This is a genomic window from Arthrobacter sp. UYCu712 (assembly GCF_040547005.1).
In the GTDB taxonomy this organism is placed as follows: Bacteria; Actinomycetota; Actinomycetes; order Actinomycetales; family Micrococcaceae; genus Arthrobacter.
The window spans coordinates 143604-159767 of record NZ_JBEPOZ010000007.1 but is presented as its reverse complement, the minus strand read 5'-3'; the positions used below and the strand labels follow the sequence as shown (position 1 = coordinate 159767).

At 67.1% G+C, this 16164-nt stretch carries 12 protein-coding genes and 1 pseudogene; all 13 read right to left on the bottom strand.

Annotated elements, in window-relative coordinates:
* Nucleotides 1-19 precede the first annotated feature (19 nt).
* Nucleotides 20-1216: a 5-methylcytosine restriction system specificity protein McrC gene (locus tag ABIB51_RS09590; RefSeq protein ID WP_354187741.1), complete on the bottom strand. Its 1197-nt coding sequence runs from the start codon at nt 1214-1216 to the stop codon at nt 20-22.
* A gap of 91 nt (nt 1217-1307) precedes the next feature.
* Entirely contained in the window at nt 1308-3539 is a 2232-nt protein-coding gene (locus ABIB51_RS09585) for an McrB family protein (RefSeq protein ID WP_354187708.1), read from the bottom strand.
* Nucleotides 3540-3631: 92 nt separating this feature from the next.
* Entirely contained in the window at nt 3632-3886 is a 255-nt protein-coding gene (locus tag ABIB51_RS09580; protein WP_354187707.1) for a hypothetical protein, read from the bottom strand.
* Between the two features lie 104 nt (nt 3887-3990).
* The gene (locus ABIB51_RS09575) at nt 3991-4422 is read right to left on the bottom strand and encodes an acyl-CoA thioesterase (protein ID WP_354187740.1); all 432 of its coding nucleotides are present in this window, start codon (nt 4420-4422) and stop codon (nt 3991-3993) included.
* Between the two features lie 77 nt (nt 4423-4499).
* Nucleotides 4500-6539 (bottom strand): ABC transporter ATP-binding protein, encoded by a 2040-nt coding sequence (locus ABIB51_RS09570; RefSeq protein WP_354187706.1) that lies wholly within the window; start codon nt 6537-6539, stop codon nt 4500-4502.
* Nucleotides 6536-8269, bottom strand: a complete 1734-nt coding sequence (locus ABIB51_RS09565) for an ABC transporter ATP-binding protein (protein WP_354187705.1) — start codon at nt 8267-8269, stop codon at nt 6536-6538. The genes ABIB51_RS09570 and ABIB51_RS09565 overlap by 4 nt, the downstream gene beginning before the upstream one ends.
* 274 nt (nt 8270-8543) lie before the next feature.
* Complete coding sequence (locus ABIB51_RS09560) at nt 8544-10586, bottom strand: MFS transporter (protein WP_502916102.1); 2043 nt, start codon at nt 10584-10586, stop codon at nt 8544-8546.
* A 79-nt stretch (nt 10587-10665) separates the two neighbouring features.
* A complete protein-coding gene (locus tag ABIB51_RS09555; protein WP_354187703.1) occupies nt 10666-11151 on the bottom strand; it encodes a MarR family winged helix-turn-helix transcriptional regulator in 486 nt (161 codons plus the stop codon).
* Nucleotides 11152-11311: 160 nt separating this feature from the next.
* The gene (locus ABIB51_RS09550) at nt 11312-12976 is read right to left on the bottom strand and encodes a thiamine pyrophosphate-binding protein (protein ID WP_354187702.1); all 1665 of its coding nucleotides are present in this window, start codon (nt 12974-12976) and stop codon (nt 11312-11314) included.
* Nucleotides 12973-14061 (bottom strand): agmatinase, encoded by a 1089-nt coding sequence (gene speB / locus ABIB51_RS09545; protein ID WP_354187701.1) that lies wholly within the window; start codon nt 14059-14061, stop codon nt 12973-12975. The genes ABIB51_RS09550 and speB overlap by 4 nt, the downstream gene beginning before the upstream one ends.
* A 90-nt stretch (nt 14062-14151) precedes the next feature.
* Nucleotides 14152-14433 (bottom strand): P-II family nitrogen regulator, encoded by a 282-nt coding sequence (locus ABIB51_RS09540; RefSeq protein WP_354187700.1) that lies wholly within the window; start codon nt 14431-14433, stop codon nt 14152-14154.
* 118 nt (nt 14434-14551) lie between these two features.
* Nucleotides 14552-14953, bottom strand: a pseudogene (locus ABIB51_RS09535) (ammonium transporter); the annotation flags it as partial.
* Between the two features lie 392 nt (nt 14954-15345).
* Nucleotides 15346-15921 carry a helix-turn-helix domain-containing protein gene (locus ABIB51_RS09525; protein ID WP_354187698.1) on the bottom strand — a complete coding sequence of 192 codons (576 nt, stop codon included), beginning with the start codon at nt 15919-15921 and terminating at the stop codon, nt 15346-15348.
* Between the last annotated feature and the right edge of the window lie 243 nt (nt 15922-16164).

The following is a 16164-nucleotide window of genomic DNA, read 5'->3' as shown; positions in this document are numbered from 1 at the left end:
GCCGCGCCGTCACATGACGTCACCGGCTGATGGTGGCTTGCCGTACGACTTCGCCCCAGGACTGTTGCGCCAGGTCCGCCACGGAGGCCAGGATCTCCGACGGCGGCTTGGACAGATCCAGCGGGAATTCCACAATGTCGATGTCCGTGTTCAGGATCCGACGCAGCTTCACCTCGCCGGCTCCCGGATAGATGAGCCACGCCGTCGGGACCCGCAGTGACGTGCAGTAGGCCAGCATCCGGTAGTGGTCCCCGGACAGCGAAGCGCCGACGTCGGCCGCCGCCTGGTACTTGGCGTCGTAGACCATCACCGGCCGGCCGCCCAGCAGATGCACGGCGCCCGGTTGCACCACGATCCGGTCCGAGTCGCGGACTGCCTCATTGAGCAAGGCGTTGTACCGGAGGCGCATCTCCCCCGGGAACGCGGCCATGGCCTCCCGCAGCGCCAGCCCGACAAAGTCCTCGAACACCTTGGACATGTCGACCACAAACGACGCCGACTGCTGCTTTCCGTCGCCGGCCTCCGCGGAGGCGTTGCGGAGGATCACCTCGGCGAGCCGGAGGGCCGTGTGGTAGCGGGTGTTCATCCGGCTGGCGCGCCATACCGGCAGCGGGGCACCGGACTGCAGCCGGGTGACGGCGGCGAGTTTCCCCTTCAACTGGCGCAAACGGCTCAGGACGTCCGGGCGCACGCCCGGGACCTGGGACATCCGCTCCAGCGCGGCCCTCAGGATGCGGTTTTCCGCGATGTCTTCGGTGAACTCGTCATAGGAAACTTCCAGCGGGACCAACATGCCGGGCCGGCGGGAAATCTGGTCCGAGATGCGGATCCTGCCCTTGACCGTCCGGAGGGATTCGTCGACGTTCAGGTAGCCCTGCAGCACCCCCCGGCTGAGCGCACGGTCCGCGAGTTGCGCCAGCGATTCGGCGAGGGCACTCCACAGCTCCGTGTCCTCAACGGCGGCGACGGAATCCTCGCGGAAGCCCTGGTCCCCCGCGTAGCCGAGCAGGAACAACAGCCGCCCGAGGCCCAGCCGCTCCTTGGGGCGCACCTCGAGCTGCACCGTGGGCGTGCGGACCGAGCCCACCTTCCCGACGGGCTCGATCCGGTACAGGCCCATGCCCATTGGCGAGGCCTTCGCGAGCCCGCTGCCGTTGATGTAGGCGGCGCTGGCAGCGTCCAGCCGCTCCGCCACGCCGATGGAGAGCTCATCCAGCACCACCCGGCGCAGCGGCGCCGCCCCGGGACGCGGGCCCCCGCCGGCACCCGCCGCGGGCCGCGCGCCAGACGCGCCGGCAGCCCCAGTGCTAGGCGTGCGCAAGGCGGGCGAGCAGTTGGTCCAGTCCGAACCGTTCCTCCAGCTGGGCCCGGTTGAGCTGGCCGTGGTAGTGCTCCTCGAGCAGCGGCATCAGCTCGTACTTCCAGATCCGGCGCAGCCCCTTGGGCGTCTGGGCAGACTTCTTCATGAAGTAGGACGGCCCAATCATAAGGTCGCGGTCCCACTCGTCAATGGCGTCGTTGAGCGCATCCATCAGCAGGGCAGGCGTCGTGTCCAGCTCCCGGGCCTGCAGGAACCGCAGCAGCGAGCCCTTCACCGGCTCCGTCTCCGGGTGCAGCTCAATAAAGGAGAAACGCCGGCGGATGGCGGCGTCCATCATGGCGATGGACCGGTCCGCGGTGTTCATGGTGCCGATGATGTACAGGTTGTCCGGCAGGGTGAACGGCTCGTTAGGGCTGTACTGGAGGTAGATTCTGTCGTCCCGGTATTCGAGCAGGAAGTACAGCTCGCCGAAGACCTTGGCGAGGTTCGCCCGGTTCATCTCGTCGATGATCAGGAAGTACGGCTTGCTCTCGTTGCCGGGTTTGGCGGCTTCCTCGGCGATCCGGCGCAGCGGACCGGCCACGAGCTTGAAGGACACCTGCCCCTCATCGGTCTTGTCCGGGCGGAAGCCCTCGAAGAAGTCCTCATAGGCGTAGGAGGGGTGGAACTGCACGAGCTTCACGCGCTCGTCCGTGGTGTCGCCGGCAAGCTGCGCCGCGAGGTGCTTGGCGAGGTAGGTCTTGCCGGTGCCGGGCGGGCCGTAAAGCACCAGCTGCCGGTTCTCCTCCAGGAGCTCGGCGATCTCCTGGAGCGGATCCAGGTCCATGTGCAGGGAGGCGGCGAATTCCGGCGTCAGGGGGCGGAATCCCTCGCAGGCAGGTTCGACGACGGCGTCGGGTTCGGTGCCGTCGCCGGCATCGGCTTCCGCTTCGGTCGGCAGCAGGGCCTCGAGCGCCTGGATGACGCGGGTGATGTCCACAATGATCCCGGAGGTGGCCAGCTGCCGCTGCACGTGCCGGGGCAGCTCGGTCATGTTGTGCGTTTCGTCGAACCAGCGGACCTTGCGGCGCAGCCGCCGGTTGTCCTCATGGTGCTCCGGTTCGCCCAGGACCACACCCACCCGGACAGCGCCGGAGTGCTGGTACAGGGTCAGGTCGCCGGGCTTCATCACGGTCAGGAACGCGAAGACGGCGGTCTTGGTGTCCTCGCGTTCCACATAGCCGAGGTGCTTGTAATCCTCATCCACTGCGTGCTGGACCAGCCCGGCGGTGACGCCGGGATCCAGCAGACGGAGGTGTTCGACGTCGAGCGTCACCGTTTCGTCGGTCTGCCAGTGGCCGAGCAGGTCCGCGTTGTCCTGGTGGGTGCGCAGCAGCCAGGCGCGGCGCCCGGGGTCGCCGACTTTGCGCCACTGGCTCACGAGCTGCCGGGAGTACCAGTCGATCCGCTGGCCTGCCTGCTCGTCGAGGTGCAGCCGGATCCGGTGGATGTCCGCGGAGATTTCCTCGTCGCTGCTCCCCTTGGCGCCGCCCACGAGGGAGGCGAAGGCGTCGCGGATTTCCTGGCGTTCGACGTCGGCCACCACCGGTTCGAAGTAGCTGGGCCAGACCAGGAATTCGATGCTGCGGCGGATCGCGGGCTGGTCTCCGGGAGTGCCCGCGACCAGCTGGTGGAACGCCAGCGGGTCCTTGACCGCAGCAGCGACGACGCCGGCGGGCCGCTGGGCGACGTGCTGCACGAAGCGGCACTGCCATTTGAGGTGGTCCCAGATGGTCCAGTTGAATTCGGCCGTGCGGTCCCGGATGACGCCGTGGTCCGTCATGCCGGCGTAGAGCTCGTCCGGAAGTTCGAGCGGCGGTTCGAGCCATGATGCGGCCTCGGCCACCCTGGCGCGTTTGACCTTAAGCGATTTCACCTCGTGGGCCAGCGGCAGGGACTGGAGGAAGAGCAGCTCGACCGCCAGTTGCTTGGCCCCCCGCGAGGCACCAGCCAGGTTCTCCCGCAGGTTGGTCATCATGGGCGCCTTGGAGTCCGGGACACCGCGTTCGAGGCGTTCGAGCAACTCCGCGGCAGCCTGTACCGACCACGTCTTGGTCCGGCCGTCCAGGGCCGACGCCTTGCCCAGCAGACCGGGCCCCAAAACAAACCACGCCGCGTCCTCAATCTCCTTGGAGATGCCGAGGGCGCGGTGCATGGCAGGCTTTTTGGATGGGGTCATGCCTTCAATTTACAGGCTTAAGCTGAACGCCCGCATCATGGGACGTCCGGATGCTACTGACAAGTAGGCATAGAACCCCGGCCCGGCCGCGGCTATTTGACGGCGGGACGCCGCTTGACGCCAAAGGTGAAATAGCTGCCGGGGCCGACGAAGTTGACCAGGGTGGCCACCCGCCACATGGCCTTGCTGCCGCGGATCTGATCAGCCGGGCGTCGGGTGATGTCCGTCTGGGCCGCGACCAACAGCGAGAGCTGGACGATGGCGGCGGCGATGGTGCCAAACTTCGCCGTCGGCGAGAGGTCTTTCCACGCCTTCTTGCGGGCGTTCTTCTTCTGTCGGTTCACCATGATCGCTGCTCCTTGTTCCTGGGCTCATTGGATTTCCTGGACTACCTGGACTCATCGACTGCAGGTGATTCATTTTAGGGGCGATCCCAGCACCGAGGTAGGGGTTAACGGTGCTGGACGGCAGGGCCCGGATGCGCCGGAGTGAACAGGGCGAGCTTCTCCTTCTGTTCCGGGGTCAGCCGCAGCACGCGCCCGGTGGCTTGTTCCACGAAGGCCAGGTGGCTCGTGGCGCGGACACATTCCTCCCGGGTCACGGGGTCCTGCACCACGTAGTGGATGTCGAAGCTTGCCCCCTTCACCGCGCCGATCCAGAGCTGGACCAGCGCCGGCACGTTGCGGTATTCGAGCGTCCTGACATAGCGGATCTTGTGCTCTACCACTAAGGCCAGGGTGCCTTCCGGGACCTCGCTGAACAGCGGGACCGGCGGCTCGGTCCCGGGCAGGCCGGCACCGCGGGGCGGGCCGAACGCCGCAATGCGGGCTTCCTCCAGGATCCGGACGATCTGCACGTTGTTGATGTGGCCATAGGCGTCCATGTCGCTCCAGCGCGTCGGCACCTGCACCTCGATGCGCCGGGGGTCCACGGCGGCGACCTGCCCGGCCGGTGCGGCGCTCAGCTGTGCACCGCCGTGGCATCGTCTGCCGTGTCTTCCGAAAAGGCCGCCTCGGCGTCCTCGCCGGCGAACTGGGACATGTACAGGCGGTAGTAGGCGCCCTTCAGCTCCAGCAGTTCGGCGTGGCGACCCTGCTCCACGATCCGGCCGGCTTCCATCACCAGGATGGTGTCGGCGTCGCGGATGGTGGAAAGCCGGTGGGCGATGACAAAGCTGGTGCGGTCGGTCCGGAGCGCGGCCATGGCCTTCTGCACGAGGACTTCCGTGCGGGTGTCCACCGAACTCGTGGCCTCGTCCAGGATCAGCAGCGAGGGGTTTGCCACGAAGGCACGGGCGATGGTGATGAGCTGCTTCTCGCCCGCACTGACGTTGTTGCCTTCCTCGTCGATGATGGTGTTGTAGCCATCGGGGAGGGCGCGGACGAAGCGGTCCACGAAGGTGGCTTTCGCGGCCTCCATCACCTGTTCCTCGGTGGCGTCCAGTTTGCCGTAGCGGATGTTGTCGTAGATGGTGCCGCCGAACAGCCAGGCGTCCTGCAGCACCATGCCAACCTTGGAGCGCAGCTCCGGACGGCTGAGCTGGGTGATCTCGACGCCGTCGAGCGTGATGCTGCCGCCCTGGAGCTCGTAGAAGCGCATCACGAGGTTGACCAGGGTGGTCTTGCCCGCGCCGGTGGGGCCGACGATCGCGACGGTATGCCCGGGTTCGGCCGTGAAGGAGAGGTCCTCGATCAGGGGCTTGTCCGTCGTGTAGCTGAACGTGACGTGCCGGAAGTCCACATGGCCGTCCGTCTTGGCCGGAAGGTGCTCGGTGGCGGTCTCGGCATCCTGTTCGTCGGCGTCGAGGAATTCGAAGACCCGTTCCGCGGAGGCGACACCGGACTGCAGCATGTTGGCCATGCCTGCCATCTGGCCCAGCGGCTGGGTGAACTCGCGGGAGTACTGGATGAAGGCGGTGGCATCCCCCAGGCTCATGCCGCCGGAGGCGACGCGCAGTCCGCCGACGACCGCGATGCCGACGTAGCTGAGGTAGGACACAAACTGCATGACCGGCATGATCACGCCGGAGACGAACTGGGCGCCGAAGCTGGCCTTGTAGAGGGCTTCGTTGCGTTCGTCGAACCGGGCCAGCATGTCCGCGTCGCGGCCGAAGACCCGGACGAGGTCGTGCCCGGAGAAGGATTCCTCGATCTGGCCGTTGAGCTCGCCGGTGTTCTTCCACTGGGCGGCGAAGAGCTTCTGGCTGCGGGAGCCGATGATGCCGGCGGCGACGCCGGAAAGCGGCAGCGCGATCAGGGCAATCAGGGCCAGCTGCCAGGACACGATGAACATCATGATCACGATGCCGATCACGGTCAGCGCGGAGCTCACCAGCTGGGCGAAGGCCTGCTGGAGCGCCTGCTGGATGTTGTCCACATCGTTGGTGACCCGGGAAAGGATGTCGCCGCGCTGGCGGGTGTCGAAGTAGTTCAGCGGCAGCTTGTTCAGCTTCTTCTCGGTGTCGTCGCGCAGTTGGCGGACCACCCGCATGACCAGGATGTTCAGGACGTAGCCCTGCAGCCAGAGGAAGATGTTGGCGACGAAGTACATCACCAGGACGACGCTGATGAGGTAGGCGAGTTTCTGGAAGTCGATGCCGACGCCGGGGATGAGTTCCATCTTGGAGATCATGTCGGCGAAGTTGTTCTCGCCTTGGGCCCGCAGGCCCTCAACGAACTGGTCCTTGGTGCCCCCGGAAGGCAACTGCTTGCCCACCGCTCCCCCGAAGATCACGTCCATCGCCTGGCCCAGGATCCGGGGCGCGATCACATTGAGGACGACGGCGACCGTCACCATGGCCAGGACCGCGATGATGCCGGTCCGCTCCGGCTTGAGCAGCCCCATCAGCCGCTTCGCGGAGGGCCAGAAGTGCTCGGCCTTCTTGGCGGGGATGTCGCCGAACATACCGCCGTCGGCCTCGCCGGGCTTGTATTCCTCCTCATAGAAGTCGTCGTCCGGTGCCGCGTCCGGGGCTTTGGCGATCTTTTCGTTGGTGCTCATGCCACTGCCTCCGCGCTCAGCTGGGATTCGACGATTTCCTGGTAGGTGCTGGAGCTCTCCAGGAGTTCTTCATGGGTGCCGCGGTCGACGATCCGTCCGTTGTCCAGGACCAGGATCTGGTCGGCGTCGGCGATGGTGGAAACGCGCTGCCCGACGATGATGACTGTGGCGTCCGCGGTTTTTGCCTTCAGTGCCCGGCGCAGCCTGGCGTCGGTGGCGACGTCGAGGGCCGAGAACGAGTCGTCGAACAGGAACACCTTGGGTTCGGTGACGAGCGCCCGTGCGATGCAGAGCCGCTGCCGCTGGCCGCCGGAGACGTTGGTGCCGCCCTGGGCGATGCGTGAACCGAGCCCGTTCTGCTTTTCCCGCACGAAGTCCGCGGCCTGCGCCACGGTCAGGGCGTCCCACAGTTGCTCGTCCGTGGCCTCGGGCCTTCCGAAGCGGAGGTTGTGCTCGATGGTTCCGGAGAAGAGGTAGGGACGCTGCGGCACCATGGCGACGCGCTGGGTGATGTCCGCGCGGTCGAGGTTGGTGACGGGGACGCCGTCGAGCAGCACTTCACCGGAGGCGGCGTCGTAAAGCCGCGGCAGCAGGGCCAGCAGGCTCGTTTTGCCGGCACCGGTGGAGCCGATGATCGCCACGGTCTGGCCGGGTTCGGCGGTGAAGCTGATGTCGCTCAGCACCGGCGCCTCGGCGCCCGGGTAGGCGAAGGACACGTTCCGGAACTCCACCCGGCCGGCCTTGCGGGTCGGGGCAACCGGGGTAAGCGGCTCGTGGATGGAGGGTTCGACGTCGAGCACCTCAGCGATGCGGTCCGCGCAGACGGAGGCGCGCGGAATCATCATCGCCATGAACGTGCCCATCATGACAGCCATCAGGATCTGCAGCAGGTACTGCAGGAAGGCCGTCAGCGAGCCGACCTGCATGTCCCCGGCGTCGACGCGCTGGCCGCCGAACCAGAGCACAGCGGCGGTGGAGACGTGCAGGATCATGCCGATGGCGGGGAACATCAGCACGAACAGGGAGCCGATCTTCAGCGAGACGTCGGTGAGTTCCTTGTTCGCGGCGCCGAAGCGTCCCGTCTCGTGGGGTTCGCGGACGAAGGCCCGGACCACGCGGATGCCGATGATCTGCTCGCGGAGGATCCCGTTGAGCCGGTCGATCTTCGTCTGCATGGAGCGGAAGAGCGGCATGAGCCGGACCACGAGGTAGCCCACGACGACTACCAGCAAGGGCACCGAAACCCAGACCAGCCAGGACAGGTTGAGGTCCTCGCGGAGGGCCATGAAGATGCCGCCGATGCACATGATGGGCGTGGCCACCATGAAGTTCAGCCCCATCAGCATGAGCATCTGCACCTGCTGGACATCGTTGGTGCCGCGGGTGATCAGCGTGGGGGCGCCGAAGACGTTGACGTCTTTGGCGGAGAAGCTGCTGACCTTGCGGAACACGCCGCGGCGGAGGTCCCGCCCGAACGCCATCGCAGCCTTGGAGCCGAAGTACACACCGGCGATCGCAGTGGCGACCTGGACCAACGCGACGACGAGCATCAGCCCGCCGGTCCGCCAGATGTAGTCGGTGTCGCCACGGGAGACACCTTCATCGATGATCTGCGCGTTGAGGCTGGGGAGGTACAGGGCCGCGATGGTCGAGGCCAGCTGGAAGATGATGACGGCCGCGATGTACGGCAGATACGGCTTGGAATAGCGCCGTATGAGGGTGACAAGCATGCCCACGAGTCCTTAGGAATACCGAATAGTTGAGGCCGGAGTGAAGACTGAAGAGGGAACATCGAAATGATGCTCCCAGTAATAGCAGGTGGGTCCGACAGCCTTAGCGCTCCAACTCTACGGAATCGCTTGCGGGCCGGGAACTCCGAGACCTAAAAATCATCCAAACGGCGTACGGACACCGCCTGTGACGCAAACGGCCACCGACTGACAGGCCCCGCGGCCCCGCGTTCCGGGGGCCGCGGGGCCTGTCAGCGGAGCTGCGGGCAGGCGGCTATTCGCCGCGGTGCCGGCCGTGCGTCGCGATGTAGTCGGCCGCCGCGCGCTGCAGTTTCCGCTCCTTCGCGAGCTGGCGGCGCAGGGTGGTCAGCTCGGCGCTGACCCTGGTCTGCCCGGCGGCAATGTCGCGCTGCAGTTCTGCCTGCTGGTTCACGGCCCGCAGTGCTTCCGCCAGCTGGAGCTGCTGTTCGGCCAGCAGCTGCTGGGTGTGGAGCAGCACGGGGACGACGTCGTCGGCTTCCGTCCGGGTATCGGCCAGCATGGTGCGCGCCCGGGTCCGGGCACCGTCCCGGTCGGCCGTCCGGGTCTCGCCGGCCCGCTGGCGGCTGAGGACCTCGATGAACTCCCGGTCAAGATCGACGATCCCCGTTGCAGGAACGCGGTCACCGTCGTCGGCGCCCGTGTTCCGGACGGCAGCGCTCCCGCCGTCGGCGTTCCCGCCTGCTGCGCTCCCGCCGGCGGCCAGTGCGCCCCCTGCCAGTGCGGCGCCGTCGAGGTCCCCGCCCGCACCGGGAACGGCTGCAGCGGCGGCCGCCTCCGGCTGGATGTCCACGGTGCGGCGCAGCGGCTGTTCCTTGATGAAAAGGATCGCCACGAGCGCCACGATGCCGATGATCGCCGAGATCAGGAAGATCTCCGCCGTTGCATCGCCGTAGGCGGCGCGCATGATCTCGCGGACCGGAGCCGGCATGTCCTGCAGGTCCAGGCTGGCGCCCGCGGAACCGCCGGAGACGGGAATCCCGGCCGCGGCGAGCCCTTCCGTGGCGAGCTCCTTGACCCGGTTTCCGAGGATGGCGCCGAGGACCGAAACCCCGATGGCGCCGCCGACCGAGCGGAAGAACGCCACGGATGCGCTGGCGGTGCCGATATCGGTTGCCCGGACGGTGTTCTGCACGGCCAGGACCAGGTTCTGCATCAGCAGCCCGAGACCGAGCCCCAGGATCCCGGTGTACAAGCCGGTCAGCCAGAGGTCGGTGGTGTGGTCGATGGTCCCGGCCAGGCCGAGCCCGCCGATCAGGAAGACGGCGCCGGCGACGAGGTAGCGCTTCCATTTGCCGGTGCGGCTGATGAGCTGGCCGGAGACGACGGAACCGATGAGGTTGCCGGCGATCATGGGCAGGGTCAGCAGCCCGGCTTCGGTGGGGCTGGCGCCGCGGGCCACCTGGAAGTACTGGCCCAGGAACGCGGACGAGCCGAACATGCCGACGCCGACGGCCACCGAGGCCAGGATGGCCAGGGCGGTGGTCCGCTCCGAGATGATCTTCAGCGGGATGATGGGCTGCGCCACCCGGGATTCCACCACGACCAGCAGGGCCAGGAGCAGAACACCGCCGCCGACCATGGCGGCGGTCTGCCAGGACCACCAGTCGTAGTAGTCGGGGTTGCCGGCGAAGGAAACCCAGATCAGCAGGAGGCTCACGCCGGAGGTCAGCAGGATGGAACCGAGCCAGTCGATCTTGGCCGGCCGTTTGACGTGTGGCAGCTTCAGGGTGATCTGCAGCAGGATGAGTGCGACGACGGCTAGCGGGACGCAGACGAAGAAGGTCCAGCGCCAGCCCAGCGGGCTGTCCACGATGAAGCCGCCGAGCAGCGGGCCGCCCGCGGTACCGACGGCCATGACGCCGCCCATGTAGCCGGAGTACTTTCCGCGGTCACGCGGCGGAATGATCGAACCGATGATGGCCTGGGCCAGGGCGGTCAGTCCGCCCATCGCAATGCCCTGGATGACCCGGGCGGTGAGCAGCAGCGGGATGGTCTCGGACAGGCCCGCCATGACGGAGCCGGCCACGAAGATCACGATGCTGAGCTGGACGAGGATTTTCTTGTTGAAAAGGTCCGCCAGCTTGCCCCAGATGGGCGTGGTCGCGGCGTTGGCGAGCAGCGCCGCGGTGATGACCCAGGCGAAGTCCGTCTGGGTGCCCTTGAGCTCGGACATGATCGTGGGCAGCGCGTTGGCAACGATGGTGCTGCTGATGATCGCGGTGAAGAATGCGGCCAGCAGCCCGGTCAGCGCTTCCATGATCTGGCGGTGGGTCATCGCGGGCGCGGGCGCGGCGTGCGGATGTGGGGCGGGGACCGGCGACGGCCCGGTGGCGGCAGCGTGGCTTGCCATATGTTTACTCCTCAGCAACGGTGGTCGTAGTGGTGGGTCCGGCCGTCTTTGCCCGGGCTGTGGTCCGCAGGGACTCAGCAAGTTTTTTCAGGGTCCGCGCCGTCTCTTCGGCGTCGCTCTCGGTCCAGTCCTGCAGGAGTCCCTGCAGCGCGGAGGTCCGCTGGTCCTCGATGGAGCGCAGCTTCTCGACCCCGGACGCGGACAGGGCGATCAGCTGGGCGCGCCCGTCTTCGGGGTCCGGGCGGCGGACCACCAGGCCCAGCTCCTCGAGTTCGGCGATGTGCCGGCTGAGGACTGGGGCGCTGACGCCTAGCCGCTCCGCCAGATGCGTGGCCCTCGATTCGCCCTCCCCCACAAAGCGCAGGACCCCCTGCAGCGCCACTCCGGTGTCCTGGCCGCGGATATTGATGGCGGCGACACAGCGGACGGCGCGCTGGAGATCGAAGATCTGATAGACGAGATTGGCTGCAGTATTCGGTGCAACTGACATGGTGACCCCTTTTGCTTGCCCAAGGCAACTATATCGCAAAATGGTTACTTCGGGAAACTAATCGGACTGGAGGGGTGCCGACCTGCTCGTTAAAGACCAAACGCGAACCGGCAGCCAGGGCTGCCGGTTCGCGTTTGGTGTCCGCTTTGTTGAGTTGTTCTTAGACGTCCATGTGGGTCGGGGCGAACATCTGGAGCAGGGTTTCGACGACGACGACGTTCGGGCCGTCCGCGGCGAAGCCCGCCTTGAGCGCCTCCCCCACGTCCTCGGGAGCCACCCGGGTGGCAGGCACGCCGAAGGACTCGGCCAGTTTGACGAAGTCGGGACGGGCCAGTTCGGTGGCGGTGGCCTTGCCGAAGGCTCCCACCATGTATTCGCGCAGGATGCCGTAGCCGCCGTCGTCCACGATCAGCCACGTGACGGGAACGTTGTGCTGTTTGGCGGTGGCCAGCTCCGAAATCGAGTACATCGCGGAGCCGTCACCGGAGACGGCGAGGACCCTCGCGGAACCGCCGGGATTGCCGGTGGTTTCGAGGCCGACGGCGCCGCCGATCGCCGCGGGGAAGCCGAAGCCCAGCCCGCCGGCGCCCTGGGCGGAGTGGAACTGGCCCTCGCGGGCATCCCAGCAGCTCCAGGCCCAGTAGGAGGAGATCGTCATGTCCCAGAACGTCTGCATGTCCGCGGGAACGGCCTCGCGGATGTCCGCCATGAACTTCAGTTCCTTGCCCAGATCCTGGGAGTCCAGCCGCGCCTTGACCTTGGCCAGGGATTCCTTGACCAGCGTCTCGGGAGCGGTGCCGTGCCAGTCGGCGCGTTCGCCGTGCGGCTCGGTCAGGGCCTCGTCGAGGGCGGCCAGGCCCTGGCCGGCGTCGGCCCGGATGCCGAGGCCGGGCCGGTTGGATTCGAGGACGCGGGGTTCGGCGTCGATCTGGATGATCCGGCCGCGCGGCGCGAACGTGAAGTAGTTGGACGTGACTTCGCCCAGTGAGGAACCGATGACGATCAGCACGTCCGCGTCCTCAAGCACCTCCGTCATGTACTGGTCCTCGATCCAGGACTGCAGCGAGAGCTCGTGGTTCCAGGGGAAGGCGCCGTTTCCGCCCGGGGTGCAGATCACCGGCGCGCGCAGCTTCTCCGCGATGGAGAGCAGCGATTTTTCCGCCCGGCCACGGCGTGTGCCGCCGCCGGCGATAATGGCGGGACGTTCCGCCGTCGAAAGCCATTTGACGGCTTCGCGGACCAGCTCCACGCGGGGCGGATTGTCGGCGGCTTCGGCGAGGGCGTCCTCCACGGGAGGCACCATGATGGGATCCAGCAGGACGTTCTGCGGGATTTCCAGCCAGACGGGACCCTGCGGCGAGGAGATCGCCTCGGTCCAGGCGTCCTGGATGGCGGAGGGGATGCCGGAAGCATGCTGGATGAGCCGCTGGCTCTTCGTGACGTTCGCTGCCGAGGCCTTCTGGTCATCGAGCTGGTGCAGCATGCCCTTGCGGCGGGCGCCAAGTCCTTCGAGCGGGATCTGGCTGGCCACCACCACCATGGGCACGCCGGTGGCGTACGCTTCCTGCAGCCCGGCCAGGGAGGTCAGCGCGCCCGGACCGGTGGAGAGGAAGAGGACGCCGACTTCGCCGGTGGCGCGGGAATAGCCGTCCGCGGCGAAGGCCGAGTTGTTTTCCACCCGGGAGGAGACGAAGTGCAGGTTTCCGCGGCCCATGGCGTCGAAGAGGCCCAGGGCGTGCTGGCCCGGGATGCCGAAGACCGTCTTGGCGCCGAGCGCCTCGAGGGTCTCGACGACGAGGTCCCCGCCGTTGCGCACGCCGCTCACTGGGAGACCCCGGTCTCGACGCTCCGGGCAGCCGGCGCCGCGAAGCCGGCGGGGCGGTGGGATTCCTGGCCGAGGGCCTGGGCCGCGTAGCCGTTCGGAGCGCCGAACCGGTCGCCCGCCTGGGCACTGTCCGCCATCAGGGTGACCAGTTCATAGGCGACGTGGCTGGCGGCCACACCGGTGATGTCGGCGTGGTCGTACGCCGGGGCAACCTCGACGACGTCGGCGCCCACGAGGTTCATCCCGCGGAAGCCGCGGATGATTTCCAGCAGCTCGCGGCTCGTGAGGCCGCCGGCCTCCGGCGTTCCGGTGCCCGGTGCGTGCGCCGGGTCCAGGACGTCGATATCGACCGAGATGTAGAGGGGACGGTTGCCGATCCGGTCACGGACCTTGGCGACGGTTTCCAGCACGCCCTGGTAGTAGACGTCGGCGGAGGTAACGATGCCGAAGCCGAAGCGGTGGTCGTCGTCGAGGTCCTTCTTGCCGTAGAGCGGGCCACGCGTGCCGATGTGGCTGATGGCCTCGGTGTCGAGGATGCCCTCCTCGACGGCGCGGCGGAACGGGGTGCCGTGGGTGTATTCGGCGCCGAAGTAGGTGTCCCAGGTGTCAAGGTGCGCGTCGAAGTGGAGCATGGCGACGGGCGCGCCGGCGCGCTCCGCGGCGGCACGCAGCAGCGGCAGCGCAATGGTGTGGTCTCCGCCGAGGGTCAGCAGCTTGCTGCCGGAGGCCGTCAGGTCCAGCGCGTTCTGCTGGATGGTTTCGATGGCTTCATTGATGTTGAAGGGGTTGACCGCCATGTCTCCGGCGTCGGCAACCTGGATGTTCTCGAAGGGGCTGACGTCCCACGCCGGGTTGTACGGGCGCAGCAGGCGGCTGGCTTCTCGGATGTGGTTGGACCCGAAGCGTGCGCCGGGCCGGTAGGAGACGCCGGAGTCGAACGGCACTCCGACCACCGTGACGTCGGCTTTGGCCACCTGGTCCAGCCGCGGCAGGCGGGCGTACGTGGCCGCTCCGGCGTAGCGCGGGATGCGGGATGAATCGATGGGGCCAAGGTTGCCATTGGCCTCGATGCGCAGCTCTTCCAAAAGAAAGCCTCTCCTTCGAGGATTGACCGACGGGTGTGACAGCCATCATACACTCGAAGTTTCATAATGCGCACCATTTGTTTACCTTGGTTATGCGATCGCTGCGGCGCCCCGCTCCCCCGTCCGGACGCGGACCGCGACGCGGACGCCTATGGTCCAGATTTTTCCGTCGCCGAAGTGCCCCGTGCGCGCCGCCGACTCGACCGCGGCCATGACGCCCTCCCGGGCGTCTTCGGTGACGAGCACCGCGGCAGCGGCCCGGTGCGGATCGCCCGGATGGAAGCTGCCGCCGACCATCAGGAGTTCGTAGGCCGTTTCCGCATGTTCCGTCACATCGATGCCGGAGACCGCACCCGCCTCGGAGACCCGCATGCCCACGGTCTTGTGGATTGCGTAGCCGATCAGGTGGTCATGACGGCACTCCAGGCCGTGACGATGAGTGCGGTGAGCGCCTGCGGCCAGAACTGGGCCAGGCCGCCGCGCAGAACGGCCCGCCCTCGGTCTTGGCGGACGGGATCGCGAAGAACCCGAGCGACAGGGTGCCCCACGGGCCCCCGACAAAATGGACGGCCGCCACATCCAGGGAGTCATCCGGCCCGCTCTTGAACTTCAGTCCGACGGCGAGGGCACAGACCGCCCCGGCGATGGCGCCGATGACGATGGCCCCGCCGGGCTCCACGAATCCGCACGCGGGGGTGACGGCCACCAGGCCGGCCACCGCGCCCGAAGCCGCGCCAAGGGAGATGGCATGACCGTCACGGAGCCGCTCCACGAGCAGCCAGCCGAGCAGCGCGGCGCTGGTGGCCAGGAGCGTGTTGGTCCAGGCCAGGCCGGCCGTGGCGTCGGCGGCGAGTTCCGAGCCGGCATTGAATCCGAACCAGCCGAAGCACAGCTCATCATCATGATGTTCAGGACGGATTTCATCCGTACGAGTCCGCCATAAAAGAATGCGAGGCCGGGGGTCATCAGGAGGACCATGGCGGACGCTGCCGGCATCCACGCCGTCGCACCCGGATCGAGGGCCTGCGGATCCACATCCATTCCTACTGCAAGCGCGTTCACGTTCATTGCGGGAGCCTTCCTCGAGTGACGGCGCCCCTAACCGGCGCCGGATCGGCGAGACCATAAAGACGTCGGGCTGATTGCGCGCCCCCGCAGATGACGCTATCCACGGCATGCTTCAGCCGGGGTTGCCGGCTTTTACAACGGCGTTACAAGGAAGGTCCGGAGGTTATATACGCATTCCGGCACGGCTAGCGGGAGGTGACGCACATCTCATCACGGCTAGCGGCTCGCGGCGGGGACCAGCACCCAGAGCACTTCGACGGCGTCATCCGTGGGATTCACCCACGTGTGCGGCTCCCGGCCGGGGAACGTGACGGTGTCTCCGGCGCTGAGCTCAAACTCCTCATTGGTGAGGATCAGCCGGATGCTGCCCCTGATCACATGCAGCACGTCGACATCGCAGTCCACGGCGTACAGTTCAGATTCGCCGCGGCCGTGCGGTTCGATCACGGCCTGGATGATCTGGACCCGGCGCTCGGAGCGAGCGGTGAGCAGCCGCTCCACAATCCCCTCGCCTCCGAGGGAGATCCGAGGCCCTTCATTCTGTTTGGTGAGGTGCGTTTCCGGGGCGGCAAAGAGGTCGCCGATCGAGATGGAGAGCACCTGGCACAGCGTCACGAGGGAGGCGACCGACGGCGACGTCAGGTCCCGCTCAACCCGGCTGAGGAAGCCCTTGGTCAGACCGGTGGCGTCCGCGACCTGCTCGATGGTCAGCCGCTGCGATTGCCTGGCGGCGCGGATCCGGGAACCGATGGCAACGGGGACATTGCTCGGTTCAACTGGTAGTGCCTTCATTCTGGAACCTTTCACGGCTGGCCGCTCGGCCCCATCATTGGAGCCATACTAGCGGGGCGCGAGCCCCGGAGCGCCGGAAACGGCTCCGGCACGCGCCGCGCCTTGACTGTTACCGGGATCACAAGCTACCGTCTAGGCAACAAGCGTTGTCTATTAGGCAATAGCCGATGAGACAACCGTCGCGTCACTGTTTTTGCGAAATACCGGGAGCCCCACGGGGCCATCCCCCATGAATACGTTAGA